Consider the following 25,450-nt stretch of genomic DNA (forward strand, 5'->3'; position numbering starts at 1 on the left):
TATTATAACTCTATTGAAAAAAAATGTACTAAACAAAATCACAAAACTAAAACTATCTTTTATCATTGAAAAAGCCTAAAAAACTTTTTAGTATCTCTTCATGGCTTTTGATGTTAAAAAAATAAACGAAGAAGGCGTTATAGATAGCGCTGTATATATACTAAACAAAAACATGCCCATATGCTCTCCCACAGATACTATTTATGGAGTACTGGCTTTAGACAACGAAGAAGCTCTTGAGCTTCTTTACAAAATAAGAAGACCCTCAAAAAAACCGTTTCTTAGGCTTTTACCAGATATAGCTTTTTTAGAAATGTATGGATTTAAACCAAACGATAAAGTTTTTGAGTTATCTAAGTTAGAAGGTGTTAGTATCATAATAAAAGCCCAAGACAAAAGCTTAGGTTTTAGAATACCGCAAAAGGGTTTTATAAAAGAGCTTTTAGACAAACTTCAAAAACCTATTTTAGCACCCTCTTGCAACAAAGAAGGAGAACCTCCTGCAAAATCCATAGAAGAGGCTATAAGCTATTTCAAAGATGAAATATCCTTATACATAGATAGCGGTTTTATAGAAAGCCCACCTTCAACAATAGTAGAAATAGAACAAAACACCATAAAAATAGTAAGAGAAGGCATGTCTATAGATAAAGTAAAAGAGCTTATAGAGAAGTACTAGAAAACGTTAATCTAAATATTTTTCTATTATAGCTGCTATTTCGTTTAATCTTTCATATATGGAAAGTTTTAGATAGTTTAGATGTATACTATCAAGTTTATCCATGTTTTCTAAATCTTTCAACACATTTTCCACAATATTCATTATAACCATCTCGGCGTTGGTAAAATATCCGTTAAATGTGCTATTTTTTGTCTTCTTTTCCAACTCCTCAAGCTTTGCTGTATACCTTGCCACCCTTTCTATATGATCTATTGCCCTTGTAGCATCCTCATCAAGATCCTTATCTTTAAGTTCATTTACTTTCTCTTGAATCATCTTCCTCACGCTGCTTATAAGAACCTTATCAAGCTCCAAAGACATATTTTCAGCCTCTTGCATCATATATTTAATATAATTAATATCTACCTGTATAATATGATAGATATCATGGCACTATTTATAAAAAGTTTCATTTTATACCCATAGGAGGTATAGGTATGGAAACCTGCAAAGTATATTTGTCTCAAGAGATAGGCCAAGAGTTGTTAAGTAGACTTTCAAAGATAGAGGGTCAAGTTAGAGGGCTTCAGAAAATGATAGAAGAAAAAAGGGATTGCAACGAAATACTTGTTCAATTATCTGCTGCAAAATCAGCGTTAAATAGCGTAGCCATTTTACTTCTCGAAGGACATTTTAACTCTTGTGTAAAACCAAGCATAGAAGCTGGAGACATGCAAGCTGTCGAAAACTTTATAAAAGCAATAAAACACTTGGTAAAAGGAGGCTGTTAAAATGAAAGAATTTGTCTCAAGCGCATTAAGTATGTTTGCTGCAATCACAGCGTCCCTTTGTTGTTTTATTCCAATACTTTTATCCATCGGCGTTAGCACCTCTTCTTCGCTTATAAGCTCTATTCACGTTTTTGACCCCTATAGATGGTATTTACTCGTAATTGGTTATGTTGGAGCTGCCTATTCTATTTATAGACTTTATCTTAAGAAAAGAAAAATAGACTGTGCTTGTGAGAAGTCATGGGCTGATAAATTTAGCGTCTATGCAACGTGGGTATCTATTGTATTTCTTGTGTTTGTCACATTCTATCCGCTGTTTAGGAAAATGCATTTTTAAGGAGGTGTTGTTTATGATTAGACTAAAGATAACCGGCATGACATGTGAGCACTGTGCTCAAACTGTAAAAAAAGCGCTAGAAAGCGTAGAAAATGTAAAGAAAGCAGAGGTATATTTCCCTCAAGGTTATGCAGAGATAGATGGTCGCGCCTCAATAACAAACCTTATAGAAGCAGTTAAAAAAGCAGGTTATGGAGCTGAAGAAGTTGCATCTTTTGAGGTTTTTATTCCAAAAAAAAGATATGCATGATATATTTATATTGGGTGGTGGCTCTGCAGCATTTGCCGCTGCTATAAAAGCCTCTGATATAGGAGCTAGGGTTTTGGTCGCGGAAAACAATATAATAGGAGGCACGTGCTTAAATAGAGGCTGCATACCTTCTAAATATTTAATAGAAGTTGCCAATACATTTTATACTCCAAATAGAAATCCATTTCCTGGGGTTGAGTTAGCAACTGGTAATTTAAACATAAGAAATATTATAGAAAAGAAAGAAGAGCTTTTAAAAGAGTTAAGGAAAGAAAAATATTGGAATGTTTTGGAAGCCTACCCACAAATAGAATATAGAAATCTTAGGGGAAAGTTTGTGGATGAAGGTACGGCTTTGGTGGGAGAAGATAAAGTAAGCTTCTATAAAGCTATAATAGCTACCGGTTCAAAACCGCTGATACCTTCTATAAAAGGAATTGAAAAAGTTAGATACTACACCAGCGATAACATATTTAACATAGACCATTTACCTAAACACCTAATAATTATAGGTGGAGGGGCCATAGGGCTTGAACTAGGGCAAGCGTTTCTTAGATTTGGCAGCAAAGTAACCATTGTAGAATATTTTCAAGAAATAGCCATGGCGCAAGAGCCTGAGATAAGAACTAAACTTAAAGAGGTTTTGGAAAAAGAGGGTATTAGCATATTGACAAATGCAGAGATTACCAACATATGGGAAGAAGATGGACAAATAACGCTGGAGCTAAAACATGAAGAAAACAAAACAACAATTCATGGTACAGATTTGCTAATAGCAACGGGCAGAGAACCAAATACAAAAGATATAGGCTTAGAAGCAACAAGTGTAATGACAAGCACAAGAGGTTTTATACAAGCTAACGAATTTATGCAAACTACCAACGAAAATATCTATGCGGCAGGAGATTGTGTTGGAAAGATGATGCTTGTAACAGTAGCGGCTATGGAAGGAGGGATAGCAGCTGAAAACGCCTTATTAGGAAACAAGAAAAAAGCAGATTATCTTTCAGTCCCAAATGCAATATTTACGTATCCAGAAGTCGCTAGAGTAGGTATGGGTGAGTTAGAAGCTAGAAAGCAAGGATTAGAGGTTGAGGTCAGAACACTTGATCTTTCTAAAGTACCCAGAGCAGCTCTTAGCTTACAAACAGAAGGTTTAATAAAGATGATAGTAGAGAAAAATACTAGAAAAATTATTGGGGTCCATATACTTGCCCCTCATGGAGCTGAGGTAATACATAAAGCTGTATTGTCAATAAAATATGGGTTTACTATAGAAGATATCATACAAAGCATTGATGTATACCCTACTCTCTCAGAAGCGATAAAACTTTGCGCTCAATCCTTTAAAAAGGACATATCTAAGCTTTCATGTTGCGCTGAATAGATTTGCCTATGATATATATCATATATATTATGTAATTTTATCACTGAACTAAAGAGTTCTAAAGTTTATCTTAAAAGCATCAACCTATATGAGGTAGCTTTATGAAAAAGCTTATCATGGCAGCGGAACTAAAAGCGTTTGCTAATCTAGGCTTTTAAAAGAATTAGAAAAACAAGGACTTTTAGAATTAAAAAGAGGGAAAATACACATAAGAGGCGATTTATAAAAATAAAAAAGACAGTTTTTGGTAAAATAGTAGTTTATGAAGGATTATATACCAAAAGATATTGAACAAGAAGTTTTGGAAAACTGGATTAAGTCAAATATATATACTGTTAAAAGCCCGAAAAAGGCTTTTAGTATGGTGATACCACCACCAAACGTCACTGGTTCTCTTCACATAGGACACGCTTTAAACATCACCATCCAAGACATAATGGCAAGGTTTAAAAGAATGCAAGGCTACGATGTAGTATGGGTGCCAGGATTTGATCATGCTGGTATAGCCACTCAGTTTGTGGTGGAAAGAGAGCTTTCAAAAGAAAATAAATCAAGACTTGAAATAGGAAGAGAAGAATTTTTAAAAAGAGTATGGCAATGGGTTTATAAATCAAGAGACAACATCAAAAACCAAGTAAAAAGATTAGGGGCTTCTGTAGATTGGTCAAGAGAACGCTTTACGATGGACGAAGGCTTTTCAAGAGCCGTAAGACATGCTTTTAAAAAACTCTACGAAGAAGGCCTTATAAAAAAAGACACATACATTATAAACTGGTGTCCAAAAGATCTGACGGCTCTTTCTGATTTGGAAGTAGAACATGAAGAAGAAAAAGGAAAACTTTATTACATAAAATACCCAGTATTAGATAGCACCGAATATATAATTGTAGCCACTACAAGACCAGAAACGATGCTTGGAGACGTGGCGGTGGCTGTAAATCCAAACGACGAAAGATACAAACACCTTATAGGTAAAAAACTAAAACTTCCTTTGGTAGATTGGCAAAGAGAAGATATGTCTGGTAACCAAGTAAGCCCCGAAATACCAGTTATAGCAGATGAGTTTGTGGATATGGAGTTTGGTACAGGGGCCGTTAAGATCACACCAGCCCACGATCCAAACGACTACGAAGCAGGTTTAAGACAAAACCTTCCCATAGTAAAAATAATGGATGAAAAGGCAAAACTTACAAAAAACGCCGGTAGATTTGAAAGTTTAGACAGATACGAAGCAAGGCAAAAAATAGTAGAAGAGCTTAAGAGTTTAGGGCTTTTAGAAAAAGAAGAAGAGCACATCCATGCTGTTGGAAAATGCTATAGATGTAAAACCACTATAGAACCCATGGTATCCACCCAGTGGTTTTTAAAAGTCTCTGATAAAAAAGATGAGTTTTTAGAGGTTGCTAAAAGCCAAAAAACGAGGTTTATACCACCAAACTGGGAGAAAAACTACAACGAGTGGATGGAGAATATAAAAGATTGGTGCATATCGCGCCAAATATGGTGGGGACATAGAATACCAGTATGGGAATGTGAGGATTGCAAAAACGAATCTATCTATACCGATGAAGATTTTAACTACGTCCAAGATAAACTTATTTTTAATCTTTTGGCAGATGGTAAGATAAAAAAGGTTTTTACACCAAAAGAAATAGACGATGTTTTAAACGGTAAGAATTTTGTACACCCTCATATGAGTAGCCTTGATTTTTACAAACGTTTTGCTTACAAAAAATACTATTCTACGGGCATAAACGAGTTTTCTATATGGCAATACGTGGCCACCAGAAGAGACTTATATAAATATTACAAAGATATAAAAAGTTTTGAGATGATCTTAAAATGTAAACACTGTGGTTCTACAAACATAAAACAGATAGAAGATGTGCTTGATACATGGTTTTCATCCGCTTTATGGCCCTTTGGAGTCTTTGCTTGGCCAGAGCCAAATCACGATTTAGATGCTTGCTATCCAAATAGCCTTTTGGTAACGGCTTTTGACATACTCTTTTTCTGGGTGGCTCGCATGATCATGATGAGCAAGATGCTAAACGACAAAGAACCCTTCAAAGATGTCTACATACATGCTCTTATAAGAGATGAAAAAGGCCAAAAGATGTCAAAAACCAAAGGAAACGTCATAGACCCCATAGATGTAATAGAAAAATACGGAGCGGATAGCTTAAGGTTTACATTGGCTTCTTTAAGCTCTGCTGTAAGGGATATAAAACTTTCTGAACAAAAGTTTGAAGCAAGTAAGTTTTTTGCCAACAAGATATGGAACGCCGCCAAATTTGTAATATCAAACACCCCTGAGAATTTTCTCCAAGACATAATATACGGGGATATGTATGAAAAAGAAGATTATTGGATAATCACCGCCCTAAACCTTACCATAGGACAAGTGACCGAATACCTTGAACATTATCAGTTTTCCCATGCTGCTCAAAGTATCTACAACTTTTTCTGGAATGAATTTTGCGATTGGTATATAGAGTTTTCAAAAATCCGCATATACGAAAAGCCCATAGAAATAAAAGAAGATATGACAGACGAAAAAAAGTCACAGATAGAACAAATAAACAACCAAATCCAAAAGAAAAAACTTACCGCTTTGGCAGTGCTAAACACCGTCCTATCAAAAGCTCTAAGACTTTTACACCCTTTTATGCCATTTATTACAAGCTACATACACGACAAGACCATCTTTAACGACAAAGATATATCTTTAAAAGAGTTTCCAGCTTTTGATAAAGAAGCTATAGATATTAAAAGCTATGAAACCATAGAAAGACTAAAAAGATTGATTTCTTTTATAAGAAAGATAAAATCAGATTTTAAGATAGAATCAAAGATAGATATGTATTTTGAAAGCCAAAACTCAAAAGAGTTTTTAGAAGAATTTAAACCCCACATAACAAACCTTTGTAAATTAAGCTCCTTTGAAATACCCACGGATAAAACCAACATGCTATCGATACCTTTTGAAGATATAATGCTATATATACCAGAAAAAGACTTCGACAGAGATGCTCTTTTAAAAGATTACGAGAAAACGCTAAAGGATATAGAAAAGCAACTTTCTATATACAACTCAAAACTACAAAACAAAAACTTTATAGAAAAAGCTCCGCCCGAAGAAGTGGAAAAAGCAAAAACCACAAAAGAAAAATTAGATAAAGAAAAAGAAAACGTACAAAAGCTTATAGCTATATTAAAATCTGGTAAAATATGAATATGGTAAAAAGGCTTTTATTAGTTTTTGGTTTTGGGCTTTTAATAACCTCTTGCGCTCAAGTAGAGGTAAAAAGTACAGGTCCCAACAGACTAGAGGAACTCACAAAACCAATTCAAAACATCATACCTAAGAAAAAGCCCCAAAAACCACCACAGCCAAAAGTAGAATCAATATATCCAGTGGATGCAAAACCCGTATACGTTGGTAACAAAGTATACTTTTACACAGAATGCGGATCTATGGTACAAGCAATATCACCAGGTCAGATTATATACTCTGGCAAAAGCCTAAAAGCCTACAACTACATAGTCCTTATCAAAACCCCTCAAAACCTGGTGGATGTATATACATACCTTGGTAAAGTTTTTGTAGCAAAAGGAGATTACGTTAAAAAAGGCGCCATCATCGGAGAAGTGGGTGTAGACCCTATAGACAATGTATGTAAGCTTTTGTATGAGACCAGAAATACAAACGGTGATATAGTAAATCCGGTGTTTTAAGCTTTTAAAAGCTAAAAAATAAGCGGTGTTATAATAAAAATGTATGAAGATTATAAATGCTAAAAATTTATTGGGTCTGGGTGTTCTTACCGGTGCAAGCCTTGTTTTGTCCTGTGGCGGAGGAGGGTCATCAGGAAATGGCTTTACTCAAAATGGGTATTATACCCTAAGCGCAAATGCATATGCCAATCCACCGATATATTCTGTAATCACAAATCCAAGCATCGCTATACCACAAGATACTTGGAATATAAACGTATCCCTTGATTACAGTGGCAACACCTCCACACTTTCAACTACTTACGCTATCATCACATCCTCTTCCATATGTTTTGGCGACCCTACCATACCAGGTAGTCAATGTTCAAATGTGCCCCTTAACACAAATATATTACCTTTAAACGGCGGTATCCAATAATCTATTACATTTTCTCCCATCTACAAATATGGCATGCTTGGACTCATCGCAAATCCTTATCAAAACGCTCTTAACGGAAGCAACACGTTCCCTCTTATATCCACACAATCATCAACTATACCATACAGCAGTTATATAACCTTAACACCAAACATATCTCCTAATTCAGTGCAGATAAGTTTTATAGCCACGTACCAAGTGCAAACAGCAAACAGCAAACATCACAACATTATCTGTAACGAATACATATAGCGGTACCAATTTGGTTAGTTCTTCTAGTTTGGTTTCAAGCACAAGCAGCTCTTCCATGCCTTCTTCTTACACCATTTCTGGCCTTTGCATAGACAACGGAAATGGAAGTTTTTATCCCCAAGCCTATGGTTTATCAAGCTCTTTAAATATAACTTGTAGCGGTAGTATAAATTATACCAACGGCACTATTTCAGGCTTTTCAGTAAATTTACCTTCTACTCTCACAGTTTCAAGCACGTATTCATCTATTACAAACAGCTCTTTTACTGCATCTTCTACTACCATAATAGTATCTTCTACTACAAGCCTTGAAACACTAACAAATGGATATTTAAATCAAAACATCGGCATAAATTACACCGCTTCAAATGGCTCTACCACAGGAAATACCTTTTATACTTATTTACCACCACCAGCAACAGCAGTTTATTCTTTGTACTATGTACCCAGTAGTATAATAGTAGGAAGCACAACCATACCTTGCTCTCAATCTACTTGCCAAATTACCAACACTCCAAATGGATACCTAATGCAAATTCAAAACATACCTTTATCTGGCACAAGCGTATCGGCTGTGGTATCAGAATATATGACCTTTAATCCATCCATAACAGTACCAACGCATCAAACAGCTTCTACAATACCTTATACTTTTTATATAACTGTAACCCTACCAGACGGTGATACCATGAGCACATCTTTTAGCAGCGCTATAACTGTGCAATCGCCGTAAGATATGATATAAAACATTGAAATATGCAATATTTATGTTTAGAATATTTCCAGGAGGTGGCTATGAAAAAAATTTATAAGAATAGTTTAGTAATTTCTGTATTGACAACAATAGCTCTGGGGATTGGTTCTCAAGCCTTTGCATCTCAAGCAAGAGCTCTTTTCTTAAGCACGGCAGGCGCTCAGGTAACTTATAAAGAAACTAAGAAGACTGAAATTACGCAAAAGGTTTATGCTTATCAACCTAAAGAACACAAAGTATATTATCAAAAAGCGTCTGAAACAATACCGGCTGGTTTATCTGTGCAAGTAATGAAAGTAAGTAGAAACGGATCGGCTTTTCCTATTGATCCTTCAGTTTATAGATTTAGAAACGGCGATGAATTTGCAGTATCGTTTGAATCAAACACACCAGGATACGTTAGAGTATACAATATAAATCCATCTGGTGACGTTAGCTATTTAGGCACATATGCTGTACCTGCTTTCATGAGAGTTCAACTTCCTCACTCTGGATATTTTAAGTTTACTGGAGAAAGGGGAAACGAAAAGCTAGTATTTCAACTATATCCTTGCAAATACAGACAAACCTCTGACCAGAATTATGGAGATGAAGCTTCAAGAAACATAATTTTAACTTCAAATAGCAATAGCTATGGTAGAGTAAGCTATACTGTCTTAAACTCTTTGCCTTCCTGTGAACCCACCCAAAATGGACTCAAGGTAGGTTCTACCGTAGTAGCATACAACGATCCAAACATGTCTAGAAATATAGTTTTATCAAACTCAAACGCCCAATACAGCTCTTATGATAGCGAGGCTACATACTACGTATCAAGGATAAATACTGCCAATATAAAACCAATAACGGCAGTTTTAAACTTCATACATAAATAATTTATTAAGCAGCAAAAGGTTATGATAATATCATGAGAGCTAACGTTTTAAGATTTTGTTATTTTAGTTTGCTTTTATCCACTGTATTTAGCCAAATATCTTTTGCGATAAACAACGATAGCTGCAGTTACATGCTTGAACATAGCCCTAAAAATTCTGTGGTCGAAAGCACAGCTAAAGCTGTAATTGGCGGAGGGCTAATGGGCGCTCTGGCAGGTTTCTCATTATATAAAAAAAATAGAATCAAAGGAGCCCTCTTAGGAGCTTTAGCAGGTATGGCAGCTGGAGGTGTTTACTCTTACTATAAAAACCAATATAAGCTTAGGATTTCCCCCGAAGATTTAGCTAAACAAATCAATTACGATTATAAAAGTCCTTACTTCAGATTTGAAAATATCATAATAGAAGGTAAAACCTTTAGACCAGGACAGTATATACCCACCTTTAGACCAGGGCAGTATATACCTTTGACATTTAGATTTGATATATTAAAACCTAAAAAACACGAGGTGGCCCTTGTAAGTTACTACGCTACTTTGTACAGAAATAACTTTCCTATATCAAGCTTTTACGATACAATAACATTACCTCAAGGAGGGGTAGCAGATGTATTTGCTATACCTGTGTGCAATGGTGTTATCCCAGGCCATTATATATTATATGTAAGGGCTGTAAGCTCTGGTATTGAAGATGTAAAAGAGGTGGGATGGACTGTGCAATGATTAACATAAAATCAAGGATTTTTAAAATATTGTCTTTGTTAATCCTTAGTGTAGGGCTTTCAAGAGCAGCTAGCATGAATGATTATGTAAATGAGATAAACTCAGTTTATCATGATATAGGACTTCAAAGCTTTGGAAAAGGCGCTTATGTACAAGTAGGTTCCAACGGAAAAATAGACCTAAAAGGAGATTATAAAACCTACAAAGATTTTGAGGAAGCCTATTACATAGCAGAGTCTATAGCAGGCGTATCAAATGTGAATCCTGCTTTTAACGTAATAAATGCAAACATAATAGAAAGGCCATTAGAAAAATGCGTAGCTTATTCTATGAAAAATGAATACAGCAAATGTCCTAATATTATAAGCTATAAAAGAGCATTATATCCAACGTCTAAAAAATTTGCCATAGTAATAGCAGTGGGGAAATTTGAAGGACTACCACCCCAAAACACATTGTATCCTGGCCCAGAAAATGATGCTAGATTAGTGGCTAAAGAGTTAAGAAAAAAAGGTTTTAGAGTAGAAGAGCTTATTGACAAAAACGCCACATATGAAAACGTAAAGAATGCCATAAGAAGCGCGATAAACGCTTTGCCAAATAACTCCACTTTGGTGATATATACATCCACCCACGGTTCACCAAAAACACCTTCAGGAGAAACGGGCTCTGTTTTATACGACTCTGTAATAAGCACTTACGAAAGCAACAACTGTAACTATACAAATACACAGCAAATAAACAATGAAGGCTATAGAGATATAACGGTAGTAAATGCACTAATATCTGCTCAAAAAATGTGTTATATAGTACATAAATCTCTTATCATAGCAACAGATGTCCTGCCATTGATAGTAGAGTCTGGGAAAAATATAAATCTTGTAGCTATAGAAGACATATGTTACAGCGGTGCTTCTTTCAAAGGCGTTATACCAGATGCTAAAACTAACGATGTATATGCTCCTACGAAATTAGTGGCTGAGAATTTGGTAGGCCGTGATCCTTATCCCATGATTTTACTAACATCGGCTTCTGGAGATCAACATGCTCAACAAAGCCGAATAAACATTAAAACTGAAGAGCTTTGTAGCGACAAATCAAATCCAGATTGCGTAGAGCATGGAGTATTTACATACTACTATTTTACAGGACTTCCAAGAAACAACTATTATCTATACAAAACCTACTATGCCGAGTTCAACAAGATAGTAGACGTATCTAAAAATATAGTAAGTAGATCTATTGGAACTGGTGAAAGTGACAAACCACAGACGCCACTTTTTATATCAAATAAAAATCTTACAGATTTTGGACTTTAGGAGGATATATGAGTCAAAAACCACAAGGAATAGAGTTAAAGTTTGGCAAAAGGGCAGACATAGAAAATATATCACCCGAGTATGACGTAGAATATATATTTGAAAATCCTAGAGTTCTTTATGATTTGGAAAAAGAAGCCATAGCAAAACATATAAGGACTAGAACAGATGAGCTTTGCAACAACGAGGAAGAAAAGAAAAAGCTTATTCAGACCATCAAAGATGATTATTGTAGTGGCTATGAAAAAGACGATATAACAATAATAAATGAAGCTATCAAAGATAATTTATTTAAGAGAAAATTCCATTCTAAAAGCGCTATTATAGGTGCCAGGGTAATGTTTTTTGGGATTATATTGTTAGAAATGGCCATATTAATATTTATAGGCTTTAGTGAGGGCGGAGGGTTTAACCCCATAATTGTTTTCTATGGACTTTTAATACTTGTGGGTTCTTTTCTCATAGGTAACGTACTTGGAGATTATTTTTTTGAAGAAGAGTTGGGAAGACTAAACAAATTTGACAGATCTCGTGTTATGTCAACAAGAAAAAGAGTTATTGAGCTTTTAGGAGGTATAATCGTCGTACTTCTCGTTTCTGGAGTTAGGGCTATAGGTGCTTATTCTCTCGAAGAGATGATTATAGTTTTTGCAGTAACATTTGTTTTAGCCCTTGTAGCAGCTGCTTTTGAAGGCGTATATTATGAGTTTTCAGAGTTAAACAAATGGGCTATAGATCAACAAGTTAAAGCTTTGAGGAAGTACGCTAGCAAGCTCCATTGTGAATCTGCTAAAGAAGATGAACAAGGAGATTCTGAGTATAAGAGGCTCATACAAAAAATCTGCAAAGAAACTTCAACTTAAAAGGAGGAAGTTATATGAGAAAAAAATCCATAGCTATTTTGGCTTTGGCATCTGTGGCTTTGTTTTCATGTGGGGGCCCTAAAAAAACTGTTTTGTTAGAAGGCGGTAATGCTTATGATCTACTTCAGCAATATATAAGCACAAAGCATGCAAAGCCTGGAGATTTGCAAGTAGAAATATGGGATGGTAAAAACTTGAAAGCTTACAGCTTGTCATGGCAAAGTACTATTACAGGAGCTGATTATATGAGCCTGTGGAAAGAAAGACTTAGTAAAGTGAATGCGCTCTATAAGCCAGGTTTAGATAAAGAAGCAAAAGCAAACAATTGGGATGTATATATATCACCAACATTAACTTTGCAAAAAACCTCTTCACAAAAAACCCAAAACAAAAAACCAGGGACTTGCAACGTTCAAGCTAGCTCTGATATAAACCTTGGTTTACAGCTTGTCGCATCAGGAGATCTAAAAAATGCTTCAAAGCAATTTAAACAAGCCATAAAAGATGACAATAGCTGTGCTTTAGCCTATATTGATCTAGCATCAGCTTACATAAATAGGAAAGATTACGATAAGGCTATAGATGTAGCAAAAGAAGGGCTTAAAAACGCTGGAGAAAACAAGGATTTAGAGTATGTTTTAGCTTGTGCTTACTCAAGAGATAAAAAACTAGACTACTCGTTAGATGCTTTAAAGAAAGCTTTAAAGGATGGTTTTAACGATCCAAACAAGCTAGCACATGACCCGGATCTACAAAACCTAAGATTAGGTAAGAAAAAAGATTTCTGCGAGCTTCTCAACAAATACAAGATAACTATAAAATACTGCTTGGTTTAATTTAAAGCCCCCTATGTCGGAGGCTCACACTAAATATATCAATTTCTTCTATTGCCTGAAAACTCTAAGAATAAGAATAAGATATTTACAAAAAGATTAAGCACATCAAGATACAAAGCCAATGCCAAAGCCACTGCCGGGGCGTTTGGATCCATGCTTAAAATGCGAGCTGTGTCGTAGCTTACGTACAAGCTAAATAGCACTGTGGCGACTATAGATATGACAAGAGCTGCAACACCAGAATGAAAAAATAGATTGAGCAAGCTTGCCACCACTATAGCTATAAGACCAGCAAACAAAAATCCACCCATGCCAAGCACGTTTACCCTAAAAAGTATAGGCACTAAGCTCATACCTACAAACGTAGCTGCTGTGGTAACCAAAGCATAGACTATTGCATTAGGGTTTACTGCCAAAGCAAAAGAAAGTATAGGAGCTAACGTAAAGCCTGTAATGAAGGTAAATACGTTTAGAAGTATAAAACCTGGCAAAGCCATATCTTTGTTTTGACCCACTATGGATGTGGCAAATACAAGCACAAACTCAAGTATAGCAAACAACCAAAAATGGCTTGCCACCATTACCACATGAGAAAGCCCTACCACACTTCCCACTACGGCCGAAGCTATAGAAAAAGCCAAAAGCCCATATACTTTACTAAGTAACCCGTAATCCCTCGTTGTAACACTATTAAACCTTTCCATAATTTTAAATATAAAAAAAGTTAGCAAATATTATATGATATATATCAAACCTTATAAAAACGCCAAGAGCTTATAGTTTTTTCTTATAATTGTAATATGCTTGTAAAAGAAGGGGCAGTAGAGTTTTTTATACCAGAGCTTCCGGAGGTTTTATCAAAAGAAGTAGAGGTTTTCTACAACCCTTTTATGGCTGTCAACAGAGATTTCACGGTGCTTATCTTAAAAGCTTACTCTACACTAAAATCCAAAAAACTTTTCATAGCTGATCCAATGAGCGCTTCTGGGGTCAGGGTTTTAAGGCTTTTAAAAGAAACAAACGTAGTAGAAAAAGCTTTTTTAAACGATATTAAAAAAGAAGCCATAGAATTAGCTCAAAAAAATCTTGAAGGTTATCAAAACGTAGAATACTTCAATAAAGATGCGAGGATATTTTTGCTTGAAAACAAAGACTTTGATTATATAGACATAGACCCTTATGGAAGCCCTATAGGATTTTTAGAAAGCGCTATAAACGCTTTAAAAACCGGTGGTCTTATAGGTATAACTGCCACAGATACGGCATCTTTATCTGGATCTTACCCGTTTAAAGCTTTTAGAAGATACAGCGCTAAACCTCTTGATAGTGAGTTTTATCACGAAAGTGCATTGAGGATACTTGTAAAATCTGTAATAGAAGCCTCTTTTAGGCTTGATGTGGTCTTAAAACCTGTTTTTGGTTTTAGTTATAGGCACTTTTTAAGGGCTTTTTTTATAAAATTAAAAGGTGTATCAAAGGCCATAGACATATCCGCAAACATAGGATACATAGGATATTGTCATAGTTGTAAATTTAGAAATACTTACACATGCGTTCTTGATCTACCAAAATTTTGCCCTCTTTGTGATGATTTTTTTGATTACACTGGTCCTATCTATATAGGAGATATTTACGACAAAGAGCTTTTAGATATTATGAAAGAACAAGACTTTACATATTTTACAAAGGATACCATAAAGATTTTTAAAACAATTTTAGAAGAATCTAAGATTAAAAACCCTTGGTTTTACAAAGCAAATATATTTGGAAAAGGCACGATGCCAAAGTTAAAACAAATATTAAAAGATTTAGATGCAAAACCCACACACTTTAGCCCAGAAGGGTTTAAAACAGATTTAGATTTTATGCATATAAAGGAGTATTTTGAGAAATGGGTGTAATGGTATTTTGCTATCACAAGATATTTCCAAAAAAATCTTACGATGTTAATTTATCTTTATTTCAAAAGCATATAAACATTTTGGATAGATTTTACGAAGTCCTTAGTTTAGAAGAACTAAAAGCCTATATAGACGGGCTTTATACACCTAAAAAACCAGCTGTGGTGCTAACTTTTGACGATGGTTATGTAGATAATTATATATACGCTTATCCTATACTTAAAAAATACAAAAAAAGAGCTATCATATTTCCCATATATTCAAGGCTCTTAAAAGAAGATATAAAAAGACCAACCCTTTTTGATTATTGGGAGGGAAAAGTCTCACTGAAAGACCTTTATAAACCCTTAGGGGCTGGTGAGGCCAACAAAGAGTTTTTTGAAAAAGGTATATCTTACGATTTTTTGAGCTTTGAAGAACTAAGGTCTATGCTTGATGTGTTTGATGTGGGCTCTCACGGGATCACCCATACAAAAACCTTTATAGACCAAAAACCAATAGACATATACAATACTAAAAACTATCACTATTCACTTTCTTCTATTTACAATCCACTAAAAGAAGGCCTTCCCATATGCCCTTCAAAAAGTGATTTATCTCATCCTAAAGCTTTTATACCAAACTCAGTTTATGAGCTTTTAGAAAAAAATAAAGATAAAAATCTATTTGATATTTATACTAAAAGCCTAAAACTTTCTTTTGAAACAACAGATGAGTACAGAGAAAGGGTGAGATATGAACTAAAAACCTCAAAAGAAGGTTTAGAAAAAGCCCTTGGTATAAAAGTTATCTCTTTTGCCTACCCTTTTGGCGATATGTCAGACATTTTAAAAGAAGAGGCTTCAAAGTATTTTTATATGGCTTTTAGTACCAAGAAAAAACCCGTATATCCACATCAAGATAGATACGATATAGGCCGTATAACGGCGGTAAAAGATATATTTACATTTTTGAAAAACATAATATATTATCCTACAAACTTGTACAGATATTTTAACAAATAAAAGACGTTGTTTGGTCTCACAAAATCATTGACAAGCTTTTGTGATATACTATATTTATGGTATATGATTTTATTTGGAGGTATATATGAGCTATAATACAGCGGTAGATGAGGTAATAAAGAAAGACGGTAAGGTTTGTCAATCCTATACATATAAACTAGATTCCGTAGTGTATCCTGAGATTTTAAACCTTTATACAAAAGCCAAAAACAACTACTGGATACCAGAAGAATACGACCTTGCGAACGATAAACACGAATTTTATGAAAAGCTAAACGATATAGAACGTCATTACATGCTCCACACAGTTGGGTTTTTCTCTTCAGCAGAAGGCTGGGTTGGACAAAACATACTAGAGATTTCAAAACGCATAAGAAACACAGAAACAAGGATGTTTTTAGGATATCAGCTAATGGAAGAGATGAAACACATAGATACGTTTAGATACATAATGGATGGTCTTGATTTAAAACCTCACGAAGTATACGCAATGCATGAAAACGTCAAAGAAATAAAAAGAAAGGCTGATTTTGAAGTTAAACGTGCGATGGCTCTTTGCGAAGAACCTACCGAGGAAAACCTTATAGAGGATATATTTGTATATTATGCAATTTTAGAAGGGTTGTTTTTCTTTAGCGGTTTTGTGACACCTCTTGCCTTTGGAAGAAGAGGCGTGCTTAAAAATGTAGCTGCTTTAGTAAGATGGATATTAAAAGATGAGACAAGACATTTGGCTTTTGGTATTTATCTTCTCAATGAGCTTTTAAAAGATAAAAACAAAAACGATTACAAGGACAAGTTTAGAGTTCTTATGGAAGAGGCTGTGGATATAGAAACTGAGTACGCAAGAGTAGCTATGCCAGAAAAGATAATAGGACTTTCTTTTGAAACCTATACATCCTATGTAAAATATTTGGCGGATAGAAGGATGCGCTCTCTTGGTTTTGATGCTATATACGGTCAGAAGAATCCCATGAAATGGCTAACTACTCAAACAGACTTGCCAGATCTTACAAACTTCTTTGAAGCAAAAGTGGATTACTAATAGATGATAAGAAATCTTCTTACAAACATATATGTAACCTCTAGATTGCTTGTAAGTTTAGGTGCTGTAGCAGCGGCGTTTTTTATACCATCTTTTCACGTAAGGGCAATCATCATAACGCTTACGTTCTTATACTTTAGTTTAGCCATACTATCTTACTATAAACTAAAGTTAGGACATTACATAAACAAATACCTTGATGTTTTATACTTTGCAGGGTTTTTTACATTCTCCAGCATATACACATACCCTCTTTCCCTCATAAGCATAGGGCTTTTCTCTCCAAGACAGTCTAACGTTTCTTTTTTGATAACCGCTGAGTCTTTGGCTTTTGATATATATAAAGCTCATCAAAATATACCCTATATGCTGTTCCTTGCTAGTTTACAGCTTGGCATGTTGGTAGCTTCAATGTGCCCAGATATAATATCGGCTTTCAAGAAAGAGCATCACAAAATATCAAACCTTAGGATAGCTTACAAAGATATGCTAAAACACCTTGATGCTTGGGAAAAAGATCAACTAAAGCATCAAGAATCTAAGTTTATCTTAGAAAAAGCCCTAGAGTCAAAAAACATGGATGAATTTCTTGAGGCTTTGAAAAAACGATTTGATTTGGTAGATATAAGCATCAAAAGAATTGAAAGCATATTGCCTTACGAAACAAAAAAAGATTATAAAAACGATGTTTTGCAAGTGAGTTTGCCAAAAGATGGTTATAGTATGGTTCTTAACGTTGAGTTTGCAAACCATATAGATCTCTACAACGAAAACCTGATATCAATCCTTGAATATGTCGCTGGAATATTTAGCTTTTCTTATATGGAAAGAGTTTCTCACGAGACTTTGGTATGGGCAAATCACGAAGTAGCTTAGAAAAATTTCATGATAAAAAGACGTAAAACTAGAGAAATTACGTTAGGTACTCTAAAAATAGGGGGAAATAATCCCATCGTAGTCCAGTCCATGACATCTACGAAAACTCACGATATCGAAGCTACTATTTCTCAAATAGATAGACTTATAAAAGCTGGGTGTGAAGCCATAAGAGTAGCGGTACCAGCCAAAGAAGATGCCGAGGCTCTCAAAGAGATAGTAAAATACTCTGAAGTGCCTATAATAGCAGATATTCATTTTGTGCCTTACATGGCATTTTTATCTATGGAAGCTGGAGCCCACGGCATCAGAATAAACCCAGGCAATATAAACAAAAAAGAAATAGTGAGAGATATAGTCCTAGAGGCAAAAAAAAGAAATATTTGCGTAAGACTTGGGGTTAACTCTGGTTCTTTAGAAAAACATCTTTTGGAAAAATATGGATATCCAAGCGCCGAAGCTCTTGCAGAAAGCGCCCTTAACTGGTCAGAATTTTTTGAGTCTTTAGGCTTTTACAACTTTAAAGTGTCTATAAAAGGTTCCGATGTAATTCAAAATGCTTTAGCCAACGAAATATTTGCAGAAAAAACCGATACACCTCTACATATAGGTATAACAGAGGCAGGAATGGGTACCCAAGGAATAGTAAAATCTTCCGTAGGGCTTGGTATATTACTTTACAAAGGTATAGGAGATACCATAAGAGTATCCCTAACAGATGAGCCAGAAAAAGAAGTAGAAGTAGCTTACGAAATTTTAAAAAGTTTAGGGTTAAAGAAAAAGGGTATAGATATAGTCTCTTGTCCTACGTGCGGTAGAATAGAAGTAAACTTACCCAATGTTGTAAAACAAGTACAAGAAGCTTTAAAAGACAAAGACTTATCTATAAAGGTTGCAATAATGGGTTGTGCGGTAAACGCCATAGGTGAGGCTTCCCACGCAGATGTGGGGTTAGCTTGTATGAAAGGGGGCGCTTTGTTGTTTAAAAATGGTAAAATCTTAAAAAAAGTTACCGAAGAAAATATGGTATCAGAGCTTTTAGAAACAATAGAAAAATACTATCAGGAGGTATAAATATGACAGAGAATTTACAGGACAAAATCTTGGAGGATGCCAAAGAAAAAGGCATCGAGGTAGTGATATACCTAACAAGGGGGAATAGAATGGTAGGTAAAGTGCTTGACCAGGACAAATACACTGTACTTTTAAAATCCGACAGTGGCACAAACTTGATTTACAAGCATGCAATAAGCACAATAGTTATAGAAGAGGCGTCTGAAAATTGATAAAAGCCATATCTGTAGCCTTACAGTTAAGACATCAAACGAGAAGTCAAGTTTTAGAATCCTTAGAAGAGTTGGAAGGCTTGGTTGAGGCTATAGGTGGTAAAAGCGTAGGATACCTTGTAAAGAAAAGAGATTTTCCAGATGCTTCAACGCTTGTGGGAAGCTCATACTTAAACCTCATAAAAGAGCTTGTGGAGGGCACTGGTTCAAATACAGTGGTGTTCGACGAGTTTTTAAGCCCATCTCAGGTTAGAAATATAGAATCTTTTTTAGGAGTGAGTGTCCTTGACAGAGCAAACGTAGTTTTTGAGATTTTCATGGCAAGAGCCAAAACCCAACAAGCAAAACTTCAGATAGAACTAGCCAAACTCACCTACGAACTACCAAGACTTTACGGCGTTGGCACAAAACTATCAAGACAAAGCGGTAAGATGGGCACCAGAGGACCCGGTGAACAACTTATAGAAATAAAAAGAAGGGCCATACAAAAACGCATATACAAAATAAAAGAAGAGATAGAACAGATAAAAAAACATCATAAAGAGCAAAGAAAGAACAGACTTAAAACAAACTACTTAAAAGTAGCTTTGGTAGGCTACACAAACGCCGGGAAATCATCGTTGATGAAAGCCCTTACCAAAAAAAACGTTTTTATAAGCGATATGCTTTTTGCCACTCTTGATACAAAAGTAGGAACAAGCTTTATAGACGGAGAAAAAATATTTATAACAGATACCGTAGGCTTTATAGATAGATTACCACCAGAGTTGGTGGAATCTTTCAAAACTACTTTAGAAGAGGTAACGCTTGCAGATTTACTTGTTTTTGTAGTAGATATATCAGATCATAGATGGTTAAAGAAAATAGATGTAGTAAACAAAATTTTGGAAGATATAGGCGTTAAAGATAAACCTATTTTATATGTATTTAATAAAATCGACAGATTGGTAAGCTCCAAAGAATATATCGTTGGTTTTGAAAAAGAGTTTTTCTTTGAAAAACCTTACGTTTTGGTATCCAGCGAAAAAGATTGGAACATAGATGTTCTATTGGAGCGTATCAAATCATACTATAAAGCTCATTTTGACTTAGGTTATATATATGCATAACTTAGAGTTTCAACAGCGTTCTTTGGATAGCATATTCTTAGAAGTGCTTGATGATCTATCGAAAAAAGAAGTGCTTCTTATGGTGCTTTGCTATATCCAGCTTGTAAGAAGAGAAAATAGCTTTGAAGTTCCTCTCTTAGACCTTATAAGATGCTCTGAAAAGCCCCATAAACATATAAAAGGTGACTGGCGCGATATAATAATGGAGCTTGACATCTTCTACGTAAACGAGGATGATAAAATTTACGAGGGAAAAGATATATTTAAAGTCCAAGATATAGCACAAGCACAAGTTAGCATAGCACATATCTACAAACCAGATTTTAACAACATCTCAAACCTTATAGCAAAATATTGGAACATAGTAAGCAAACTATCCTCTTTTGGTGATGGATCTTTATCCGAAAAGAAAGTATCCACCGTTGTACTTCTTTACAACGAACAGCTTTTTAAAGAATGTATACTCTATGCAAACATGTTAAGAGAAAGGAGCTTTTCCACCACCGAGAAAAAGTTTTTCGACGCTCTCATAGACGCTTGTTTTGCAATGGAGTTTTATCAAAAGGACATTCAAAATAGAGCAAAAGACTACGCCAAAAGCGCTTCTGATAAACTATCCAGTATAGAAAATTTCTACGATTTAAATTTAAGAGACTTTATAAAACAGCTTGATTTATTCTTTAAAAAGCCGCAAAAACAAAAATTAAAAGAGATTCCAAGAATACATACAAACAGATATAAAAAGAAAGACAGTATGTTTTCAAGGCTTTTAAACAAAATAAAAGGATTTTTCAATAAAATGGTATAATAACCAAATGGTATACAAAGAATTTTTAGAGTTTAAACTATCAGAAATAGGCATAGGCACTTATTTGGGAGAGCTTGACCAAGAAACCGACAAGGCTTACGAAGAAACCATCAGATATGGCCATGAGCTAGGCATAAACGTAGTAGACAGCGCTATAAACTACAGATACATGAAAAGCGAAAGAGCTATAGGAAGGGTGCTAAAAGATATAAAAAGAGAAAACCTTATAATATCTACAAAAGGAGGATACATACCTTACGATATAGAAAACGGCATAGACCCAAAGGACTACTTTTACGATATATTTGTTTATCCTGGTATCATAGACGAAAGGAAACTAACTCAAAACTGGCATTATCTTGATAGAAAATTTATAGATTGGTGTTTTAACAAAAGCCTACAAAACCTAAACACAAACTATATAGATATATACTTTTTACACAACGTAGAAGAACAGCTTCTTTACAAAAACAAAGATGAGTTTTACAACACACTAAAATCTTGTTTTGAGCTTTTAGAAGAAAAAGTATCTCAAGGACAGCTAAAATACTACGGAGTAGCTACATGGAGTGGTTTTAGAATATCAAGAGCCTCCAAACAGCACCTTGATTTAAAAGAGATTTTAGATATAGCTTCTTCTATTTCAAAAGATCATCATTTTAGATTTATACAGCTTCCTTACAATATAGGTATGTCTGAAGCTTTTACCGTCAAAAACCAAATAGTAGGAAGCGAATATAAAACAATATTAGAAGCTGCAAAAGAGCTTGGTGTTTATGTTTATACAAGCGCCTCTATCTATCAAGGACAAGTGATAGGAAGAATACCCAAAGAGCTTAAAGAATACTTTGAATTGGAAAAAGATATCCACGTAGCCTTGCAGTTTGTAAGAAGTGCTCCCGGTGTAGGCACGATGCTTGTAGGCACTAAAAACAAAGAGCATCTTAAGGAAAATTTAGAAATAGAAAACGTACCTCCTATGGAGTTTGAAAAGTATATAAACTTGTTCAGCATGTATAAAAAGAATGCCTGAGGCACATTTAAGCCTAAAACTTGATATTGAGGCTTTTAAGAAAAATGTACAAACAAAGCTTATTTCAAGAAAAGATATAGCTTTTTCCCTTAAGCAAATTTACGAGCTTATAAACGCTGGGGCAAACCTATACACAGCCATTGATATAGCTATAGACCTTCAAGATAAACCCATTTTGAAAGAGCTTTATCAAAATATAAAAAAAGATATAGAAATGGGGAAACCTCTTCATATAGCTTTTGCAAAAAAACCACTACCCCCCATACTATCAAACATGCTATATGCTGCTGAGACCTCTGAAAACCTCGAAAACGTGTTTAAAACCGTTGGAGATTTTTTAGAAAATATGGATAGTTACAAATCAAAAGTTATATCAAAAGCCGTATACCCAAGTATAGTAACTCTTTTTAGCATATTAGCGGTTTTTATATCGGTAAACTACGTCATTCCCCGTATAGAAGATGTATTGAAGAGCTTTAACGCCAAATTGCCTTTTATTACTATATTTCTTATGTATTTTGCAAAGATGGTGGTATTTTTGATCTATGCTAGCCCCCTTTTGTTTTTAATGTTTATCTTTAAAGAAAAGCTTTTTTCAAAAGAAAAAATAGATAGTTTTTATCTTAAAATCCCAATACTTGGAAGCCTTATAACATACCTTGAGCTTTCAAAGTTTTTATACGCTATGAGCCTTATGCTTGGCTCAAACTCTTCAATAGCTATTTCTATAAGAGTCTCTATCCAAACCGTTGAAAACAACTTTATAAAACAAAAGCTTTCTCTCATAGAACAAGATATAGGAAGTGGTGTAAGCTTTCATCAAGCCCTTTTAAAAACTGGTTTATTTAAAAAAAGCGTATTATCTGTTATAAAAAACGGCGAATACACAGGTGATTTAAAACAAGCTTTAAAAACCTCTTATAAAATATACGAACAGCTTTTAGATAAAACCATAAACATTTTTGTATCTAGCTTAGAGCCGATGGCAACCTTAATTGTAGGGATTTTGGTTAGCCTTGTGGTGCTTTCTATTATGCTTCCTATAGTAGATATAGCCTCTTCTGTGCATTAAATTTTCTTTCATACAAAAATCATTTGTTAGGTTTATAATATTTGTATGCATCCTATATTGTTTGATTTATTTGGATTAAAAGTTTATACCTACGGTGTCACGGCGTCACTTGCCATGATAGTGGGATACCTCTTGGCAATATTTTTTGCAAAAAAAGAAGGTATAGAATCCCATAAAATAGAAAATATATTTTTATTTGGCATCATAGGAGCTATACTTGGGGCAAGGCTTGCTTATGTGATAGAGCATCACAATCAGATGACAAGTTTTTTTAGTCCCTTTGAAATATGGCAAGGGGGTCTTGATTGGTTTGGAGGTCTTATAGGTGGGCTTATCACGATACTTGCCATAATAAGATATTACAATTTAGAACCTTTTAAAGTAGCTGATATAGCTGCTATAGCACTTCCCATAGGTCAAGCCATAGGAAGAATAGGTTGTACATCGGCAGGCTGTTGTTATGGTAAAGAAGTTTCTGGGGTTAGTGATTTAAGCGTTGGGGTTCATTTTATGTCAAAGTTTCCATATTTTTACATGGTGTTTCCAGAAGGGGCCATTGCACCTCCACATGTACCACTTTATCCCACAGAGCTTATGGATCTTGTATTTAACCTTTTCATATTTGCAGGTGCTATAATGCTTTTTTATAGGAAAAAGTTTGACGGCGAGGTGTTTGTATTTTATCTTTTCTTTGCTGGTCTTTTTAGATTTATAGAGGAGTTTTATAGAGGAGTCACACCACCAATACCTGGTATTGGACTTACCTGGAATCAAATCGTTTGCATAGGTATGATGATAGGCTCTGTTGTCCTTTGGCTTATATTACACAAAAAACCCCAAGAAAAACATGCTTAAGATAAAAAAAGAGCTTTTAGAAAAGATAAAATCTCAAGCTGAAAAAGATTACCCTTACGAGACTTGCGGTATTATGATAGGAAAAGAAGAAGATGGTATAAGGGTTGTTTATGAGCTTTTAGTAGTAGAAAATGCCAACAAAGAAAGAAAAAACGACAGATACGAAATAAACCCAAAAGATTACATGAGGGCAGAAGCCTATGCCGACGAAAAAGGATTGCAGATAGTAGGTATATACCACTCTCATCCAGATCATCCAGACATGGCTTCAAAAACCGATGAAGAAAGAGCTTTTGAATACTTATCTTATATAATAGTATCTGTGCAAAAAGGAAGAGCCGTTTCTTTTAGGTCTTTTGAGCTTTTAGATAAAAAAATGGTGGAGGAGAAAGTAATCGTTGAAGCTTAGGCTTGGTACAAGAAAAAGCAAACTGGCCCTTTGGCAGGCAAACTTTGTAAAATCAAAGCTTGAGGCTTTAGGCTTAGAAATAGAGCTTGTACTTATCACCACCACCGGGGATAAAATATTAGACACACCTCTATCAAAGATAGGGGGCAAAGGGCTTTTTGTAAAAGAGATAGAAAACGCCCTTATGGAAGATGAGATAGATTTTGCCGTTCATTCTTTAAAAGATGTACCAGCTTTTATACCACAAGGGCTTGTGGTGGATGTTTTTTTAGAGCGAGAAGATCCAAAAGATGCTTTTGTTAGTAAAAGCTATAAAACACTAAATGAGCTTCCACCAAACGCAAAAATAGGCACATCTTCTATAAGAAGAAAAGTCCAGCTTTTACAAAGAAGGAAAGATCTAACTATAGAAGATTTAAGAGGAAACGTAGACACAAGGCTAAAAAAATTAGAAGATGGGCTTTACGATGCTATTATCTTAGCAAGCGCTGGTCTTAAAAGACTTGGCTTTGAAGGTGTTATAAGCTCATACCTTGATTTTATACCAGCGGTAGGTCAAGGGATAGTAGCTATTGAGTACAAAGCCTCAAACAAAGAACTATCAAACATTTTAAAACAAATAAACCACGAGCCTACATACATATGCGCTTTGGCAGAAAGATCATTTTTAGAAACAGTGGAAGGAAGCTGTCAAATCCCAATGGGAGCGCATGCAACTCTTGCACAAGATCTTATAAAAATAAGAGGCTTTATAGCAAACGAAGACGGCACAAACTACCGAGAACTAACATTAGAAGGCAAAGACCCCATAGGCTTAGGAAAAGACTTAGCAAAAAATCTTTTGTAGTG

Annotated in this window: 30 protein-coding genes; 28 read left to right on the top strand and 2 right to left on the bottom strand. The window is 34.9% G+C overall.

Translation table 11 applies throughout. The annotated features are described in order from the left end of the window. The first annotated feature begins 100 nt into the window (after positions 1-100). On the top strand, positions 101-679 hold the full coding sequence (locus HY04AAS1_RS06100; RefSeq protein WP_012514249.1) for an L-threonylcarbamoyladenylate synthase: 579 nt from the start codon (positions 101-103) through the stop codon (positions 677-679). 6 nt (positions 680-685) lie between these two features. Here the strand turns inward: HY04AAS1_RS06100 and HY04AAS1_RS06105 are convergent, their stop codons facing one another. Beyond that, a complete protein-coding gene (locus HY04AAS1_RS06105) occupies positions 686-1,063 on the bottom strand; it encodes a hypothetical protein (RefSeq protein ID WP_012514250.1) in 378 nt (125 codons plus the stop codon). A gap of 95 nt (positions 1,064-1,158) precedes the next feature. Here HY04AAS1_RS06105 and HY04AAS1_RS06110 point away from each other — a divergent pair, with 95 nt between their 5' ends. The 14 genes from HY04AAS1_RS06110 (at position 1,159) to HY04AAS1_RS06165 (ending at position 13,203) form a co-directional block, all read left to right on the top strand. Continuing rightward, a complete protein-coding gene (locus HY04AAS1_RS06110; protein ID WP_012514251.1) occupies positions 1,159-1,452 on the top strand; it encodes a metal-sensitive transcriptional regulator in 294 nt (97 codons plus the stop codon). 1 nt (position 1,453) lies between these two features. After that, on the top strand, positions 1,454-1,789 hold the full coding sequence (locus tag HY04AAS1_RS06115) for a hypothetical protein (RefSeq protein WP_012514252.1): 336 nt from the start codon (positions 1,454-1,456) through the stop codon (positions 1,787-1,789). A gap of 13 nt (positions 1,790-1,802) precedes the next feature. Next, positions 1,803-2,039 carry a cation transporter gene (locus HY04AAS1_RS08545; RefSeq protein WP_012514253.1) on the top strand — a complete coding sequence of 79 codons (237 nt, stop codon included), beginning with the start codon at positions 1,803-1,805 and terminating at the stop codon, positions 2,037-2,039. Continuing rightward, positions 1,981-3,426, top strand: a complete 1,446-nt coding sequence (merA, locus tag HY04AAS1_RS06120) for a mercury(II) reductase (protein WP_337954066.1) — start codon at positions 1,981-1,983, stop codon at positions 3,424-3,426. The genes HY04AAS1_RS08545 and merA overlap by 59 nt, the downstream gene beginning before the upstream one ends. Positions 3,427-3,688: 262 nt before the next feature. Beyond that, positions 3,689-6,661: a valine--tRNA ligase gene (locus HY04AAS1_RS06125; RefSeq protein WP_012514255.1), complete on the top strand. Its 2,973-nt coding sequence runs from the start codon at positions 3,689-3,691 to the stop codon at positions 6,659-6,661. 2 nt (positions 6,662-6,663) lie between these two features. Continuing rightward, positions 6,664-7,164, top strand: a complete 501-nt coding sequence (locus tag HY04AAS1_RS06130; RefSeq protein ID WP_337954067.1) for a M23 family metallopeptidase — start codon at positions 6,664-6,666, stop codon at positions 7,162-7,164. A 43-nt stretch (positions 7,165-7,207) separates the two neighbouring features. Continuing rightward, positions 7,208-7,582 carry a hypothetical protein gene (locus HY04AAS1_RS06135; protein ID WP_012514257.1) on the top strand — a complete coding sequence of 125 codons (375 nt, stop codon included), beginning with the start codon at positions 7,208-7,210 and terminating at the stop codon, positions 7,580-7,582. 33 nt (positions 7,583-7,615) lie between these two features. Beyond that, complete coding sequence (locus HY04AAS1_RS08445) at positions 7,616-7,834, top strand: hypothetical protein (protein ID WP_012514258.1); 219 nt, start codon at positions 7,616-7,618, stop codon at positions 7,832-7,834. Positions 7,835-7,889: 55 nt separating this feature from the next. Continuing rightward, positions 7,890-8,567, top strand: a complete 678-nt coding sequence (locus tag HY04AAS1_RS06140) for a hypothetical protein (RefSeq protein ID WP_012514259.1) — start codon at positions 7,890-7,892, stop codon at positions 8,565-8,567. Between the two features lie 62 nt (positions 8,568-8,629). Then, on the top strand, positions 8,630-9,463 hold the full coding sequence (locus HY04AAS1_RS06145) for a DUF4384 domain-containing protein (RefSeq protein ID WP_012514260.1): 834 nt from the start codon (positions 8,630-8,632) through the stop codon (positions 9,461-9,463). 32 nt (positions 9,464-9,495) lie between these two features. Next, positions 9,496-10,185, top strand: a complete 690-nt coding sequence (locus tag HY04AAS1_RS06150; protein WP_012514261.1) for a hypothetical protein — start codon at positions 9,496-9,498, stop codon at positions 10,183-10,185. Further along, a complete protein-coding gene (locus HY04AAS1_RS06155; RefSeq protein WP_012514262.1) occupies positions 10,182-11,504 on the top strand; it encodes a caspase family protein in 1,323 nt (440 codons plus the stop codon). Before HY04AAS1_RS06150 ends, HY04AAS1_RS06155 begins: the two co-directional genes overlap by 4 nt. 8 nt (positions 11,505-11,512) lie before the next feature. After that, a complete protein-coding gene (locus HY04AAS1_RS06160; RefSeq protein ID WP_012514263.1) occupies positions 11,513-12,367 on the top strand; it encodes a magnesium transporter in 855 nt (284 codons plus the stop codon). 14 nt (positions 12,368-12,381) lie between these two features. Next, the gene (locus tag HY04AAS1_RS06165) at positions 12,382-13,203 is read left to right on the top strand and encodes a tetratricopeptide repeat protein (protein WP_012514264.1); all 822 of its coding nucleotides are present in this window, start codon (positions 12,382-12,384) and stop codon (positions 13,201-13,203) included. Positions 13,204-13,241: 38 nt separating this feature from the next. On the opposite strand, the gene HY04AAS1_RS06170 is transcribed toward HY04AAS1_RS06165, so the two are convergent. Further along, entirely contained in the window at positions 13,242-13,907 is a 666-nt protein-coding gene (locus HY04AAS1_RS06170; protein ID WP_012514265.1) for a Bax inhibitor-1/YccA family protein, read from the bottom strand. A 96-nt stretch (positions 13,908-14,003) separates the two neighbouring features. Between HY04AAS1_RS06170 and HY04AAS1_RS06175 the strand changes: the two genes are divergently transcribed. The 13 genes from HY04AAS1_RS06175 (at position 14,004) to hemC (ending at position 25,448) form a co-directional block, all read left to right on the top strand. Continuing rightward, positions 14,004-15,104 carry a tRNA (guanine(26)-N(2))-dimethyltransferase gene (locus tag HY04AAS1_RS06175; RefSeq protein WP_012514266.1) on the top strand — a complete coding sequence of 367 codons (1,101 nt, stop codon included), beginning with the start codon at positions 14,004-14,006 and terminating at the stop codon, positions 15,102-15,104. Continuing rightward, a complete protein-coding gene (locus tag HY04AAS1_RS06180; protein ID WP_012514267.1) occupies positions 15,095-16,108 on the top strand; it encodes a polysaccharide deacetylase family protein in 1,014 nt (337 codons plus the stop codon). The genes HY04AAS1_RS06175 and HY04AAS1_RS06180 overlap by 10 nt, the downstream gene beginning before the upstream one ends. Positions 16,109-16,193: 85 nt before the next feature. Continuing rightward, positions 16,194-17,153: a ribonucleotide-diphosphate reductase subunit beta gene (locus tag HY04AAS1_RS06185; protein ID WP_012514268.1), complete on the top strand. Its 960-nt coding sequence runs from the start codon at positions 16,194-16,196 to the stop codon at positions 17,151-17,153. Positions 17,154-17,156: 3 nt separating this feature from the next. Beyond that, a complete protein-coding gene (locus tag HY04AAS1_RS06190) occupies positions 17,157-18,029 on the top strand; it encodes a hypothetical protein (RefSeq protein WP_012514269.1) in 873 nt (290 codons plus the stop codon). A 9-nt stretch (positions 18,030-18,038) separates the two neighbouring features. Beyond that, positions 18,039-19,103 carry a flavodoxin-dependent (E)-4-hydroxy-3-methylbut-2-enyl-diphosphate synthase gene (gene ispG / locus HY04AAS1_RS06195; protein WP_012514270.1) on the top strand — a complete coding sequence of 355 codons (1,065 nt, stop codon included), beginning with the start codon at positions 18,039-18,041 and terminating at the stop codon, positions 19,101-19,103. A 2-nt stretch (positions 19,104-19,105) separates the two neighbouring features. Next, entirely contained in the window at positions 19,106-19,315 is a 210-nt protein-coding gene (gene hfq, locus HY04AAS1_RS06200) for an RNA chaperone Hfq (RefSeq protein ID WP_012514271.1), read from the top strand. Then, complete coding sequence (hflX, locus tag HY04AAS1_RS06205) at positions 19,312-20,424, top strand: GTPase HflX (protein WP_012514272.1); 1,113 nt, start codon at positions 19,312-19,314, stop codon at positions 20,422-20,424. The genes hfq and hflX overlap by 4 nt, the downstream gene beginning before the upstream one ends. Beyond that, a complete protein-coding gene (locus HY04AAS1_RS06210; RefSeq protein ID WP_012514273.1) occupies positions 20,417-21,232 on the top strand; it encodes a hypothetical protein in 816 nt (271 codons plus the stop codon). The genes hflX and HY04AAS1_RS06210 overlap by 8 nt, the downstream gene beginning before the upstream one ends. Positions 21,233-21,239: 7 nt before the next feature. Then, on the top strand, positions 21,240-22,265 hold the full coding sequence (locus HY04AAS1_RS06215; protein WP_012514274.1) for an aldo/keto reductase: 1,026 nt from the start codon (positions 21,240-21,242) through the stop codon (positions 22,263-22,265). After that, positions 22,258-23,337 carry a type II secretion system F family protein gene (locus HY04AAS1_RS06220; protein WP_012514275.1) on the top strand — a complete coding sequence of 360 codons (1,080 nt, stop codon included), beginning with the start codon at positions 22,258-22,260 and terminating at the stop codon, positions 23,335-23,337. The genes HY04AAS1_RS06215 and HY04AAS1_RS06220 overlap by 8 nt, the downstream gene beginning before the upstream one ends. Positions 23,338-23,382: 45 nt before the next feature. After that, the gene (lgt, locus tag HY04AAS1_RS06225) at positions 23,383-24,192 is read left to right on the top strand and encodes a prolipoprotein diacylglyceryl transferase (protein WP_012514276.1); all 810 of its coding nucleotides are present in this window, start codon (positions 23,383-23,385) and stop codon (positions 24,190-24,192) included. Further along, positions 24,185-24,601, top strand: a complete 417-nt coding sequence (locus tag HY04AAS1_RS06230; protein WP_012514277.1) for a M67 family metallopeptidase — start codon at positions 24,185-24,187, stop codon at positions 24,599-24,601. Before lgt ends, HY04AAS1_RS06230 begins: the two co-directional genes overlap by 8 nt. Then, complete coding sequence (hemC, locus tag HY04AAS1_RS06235; RefSeq protein WP_012514278.1) at positions 24,591-25,448, top strand: hydroxymethylbilane synthase; 858 nt, start codon at positions 24,591-24,593, stop codon at positions 25,446-25,448. Before HY04AAS1_RS06230 ends, hemC begins: the two co-directional genes overlap by 11 nt. The last annotated feature ends 2 nt before the right edge of the window (positions 25,449-25,450 follow it).

Origin of the sequence: Hydrogenobaculum sp. Y04AAS1, assembly GCF_000020785.1 — a bacterium.
In the GTDB taxonomy this organism is placed as follows: domain Bacteria; phylum Aquificota; class Aquificia; order Aquificales; family Aquificaceae; genus Hydrogenobaculum.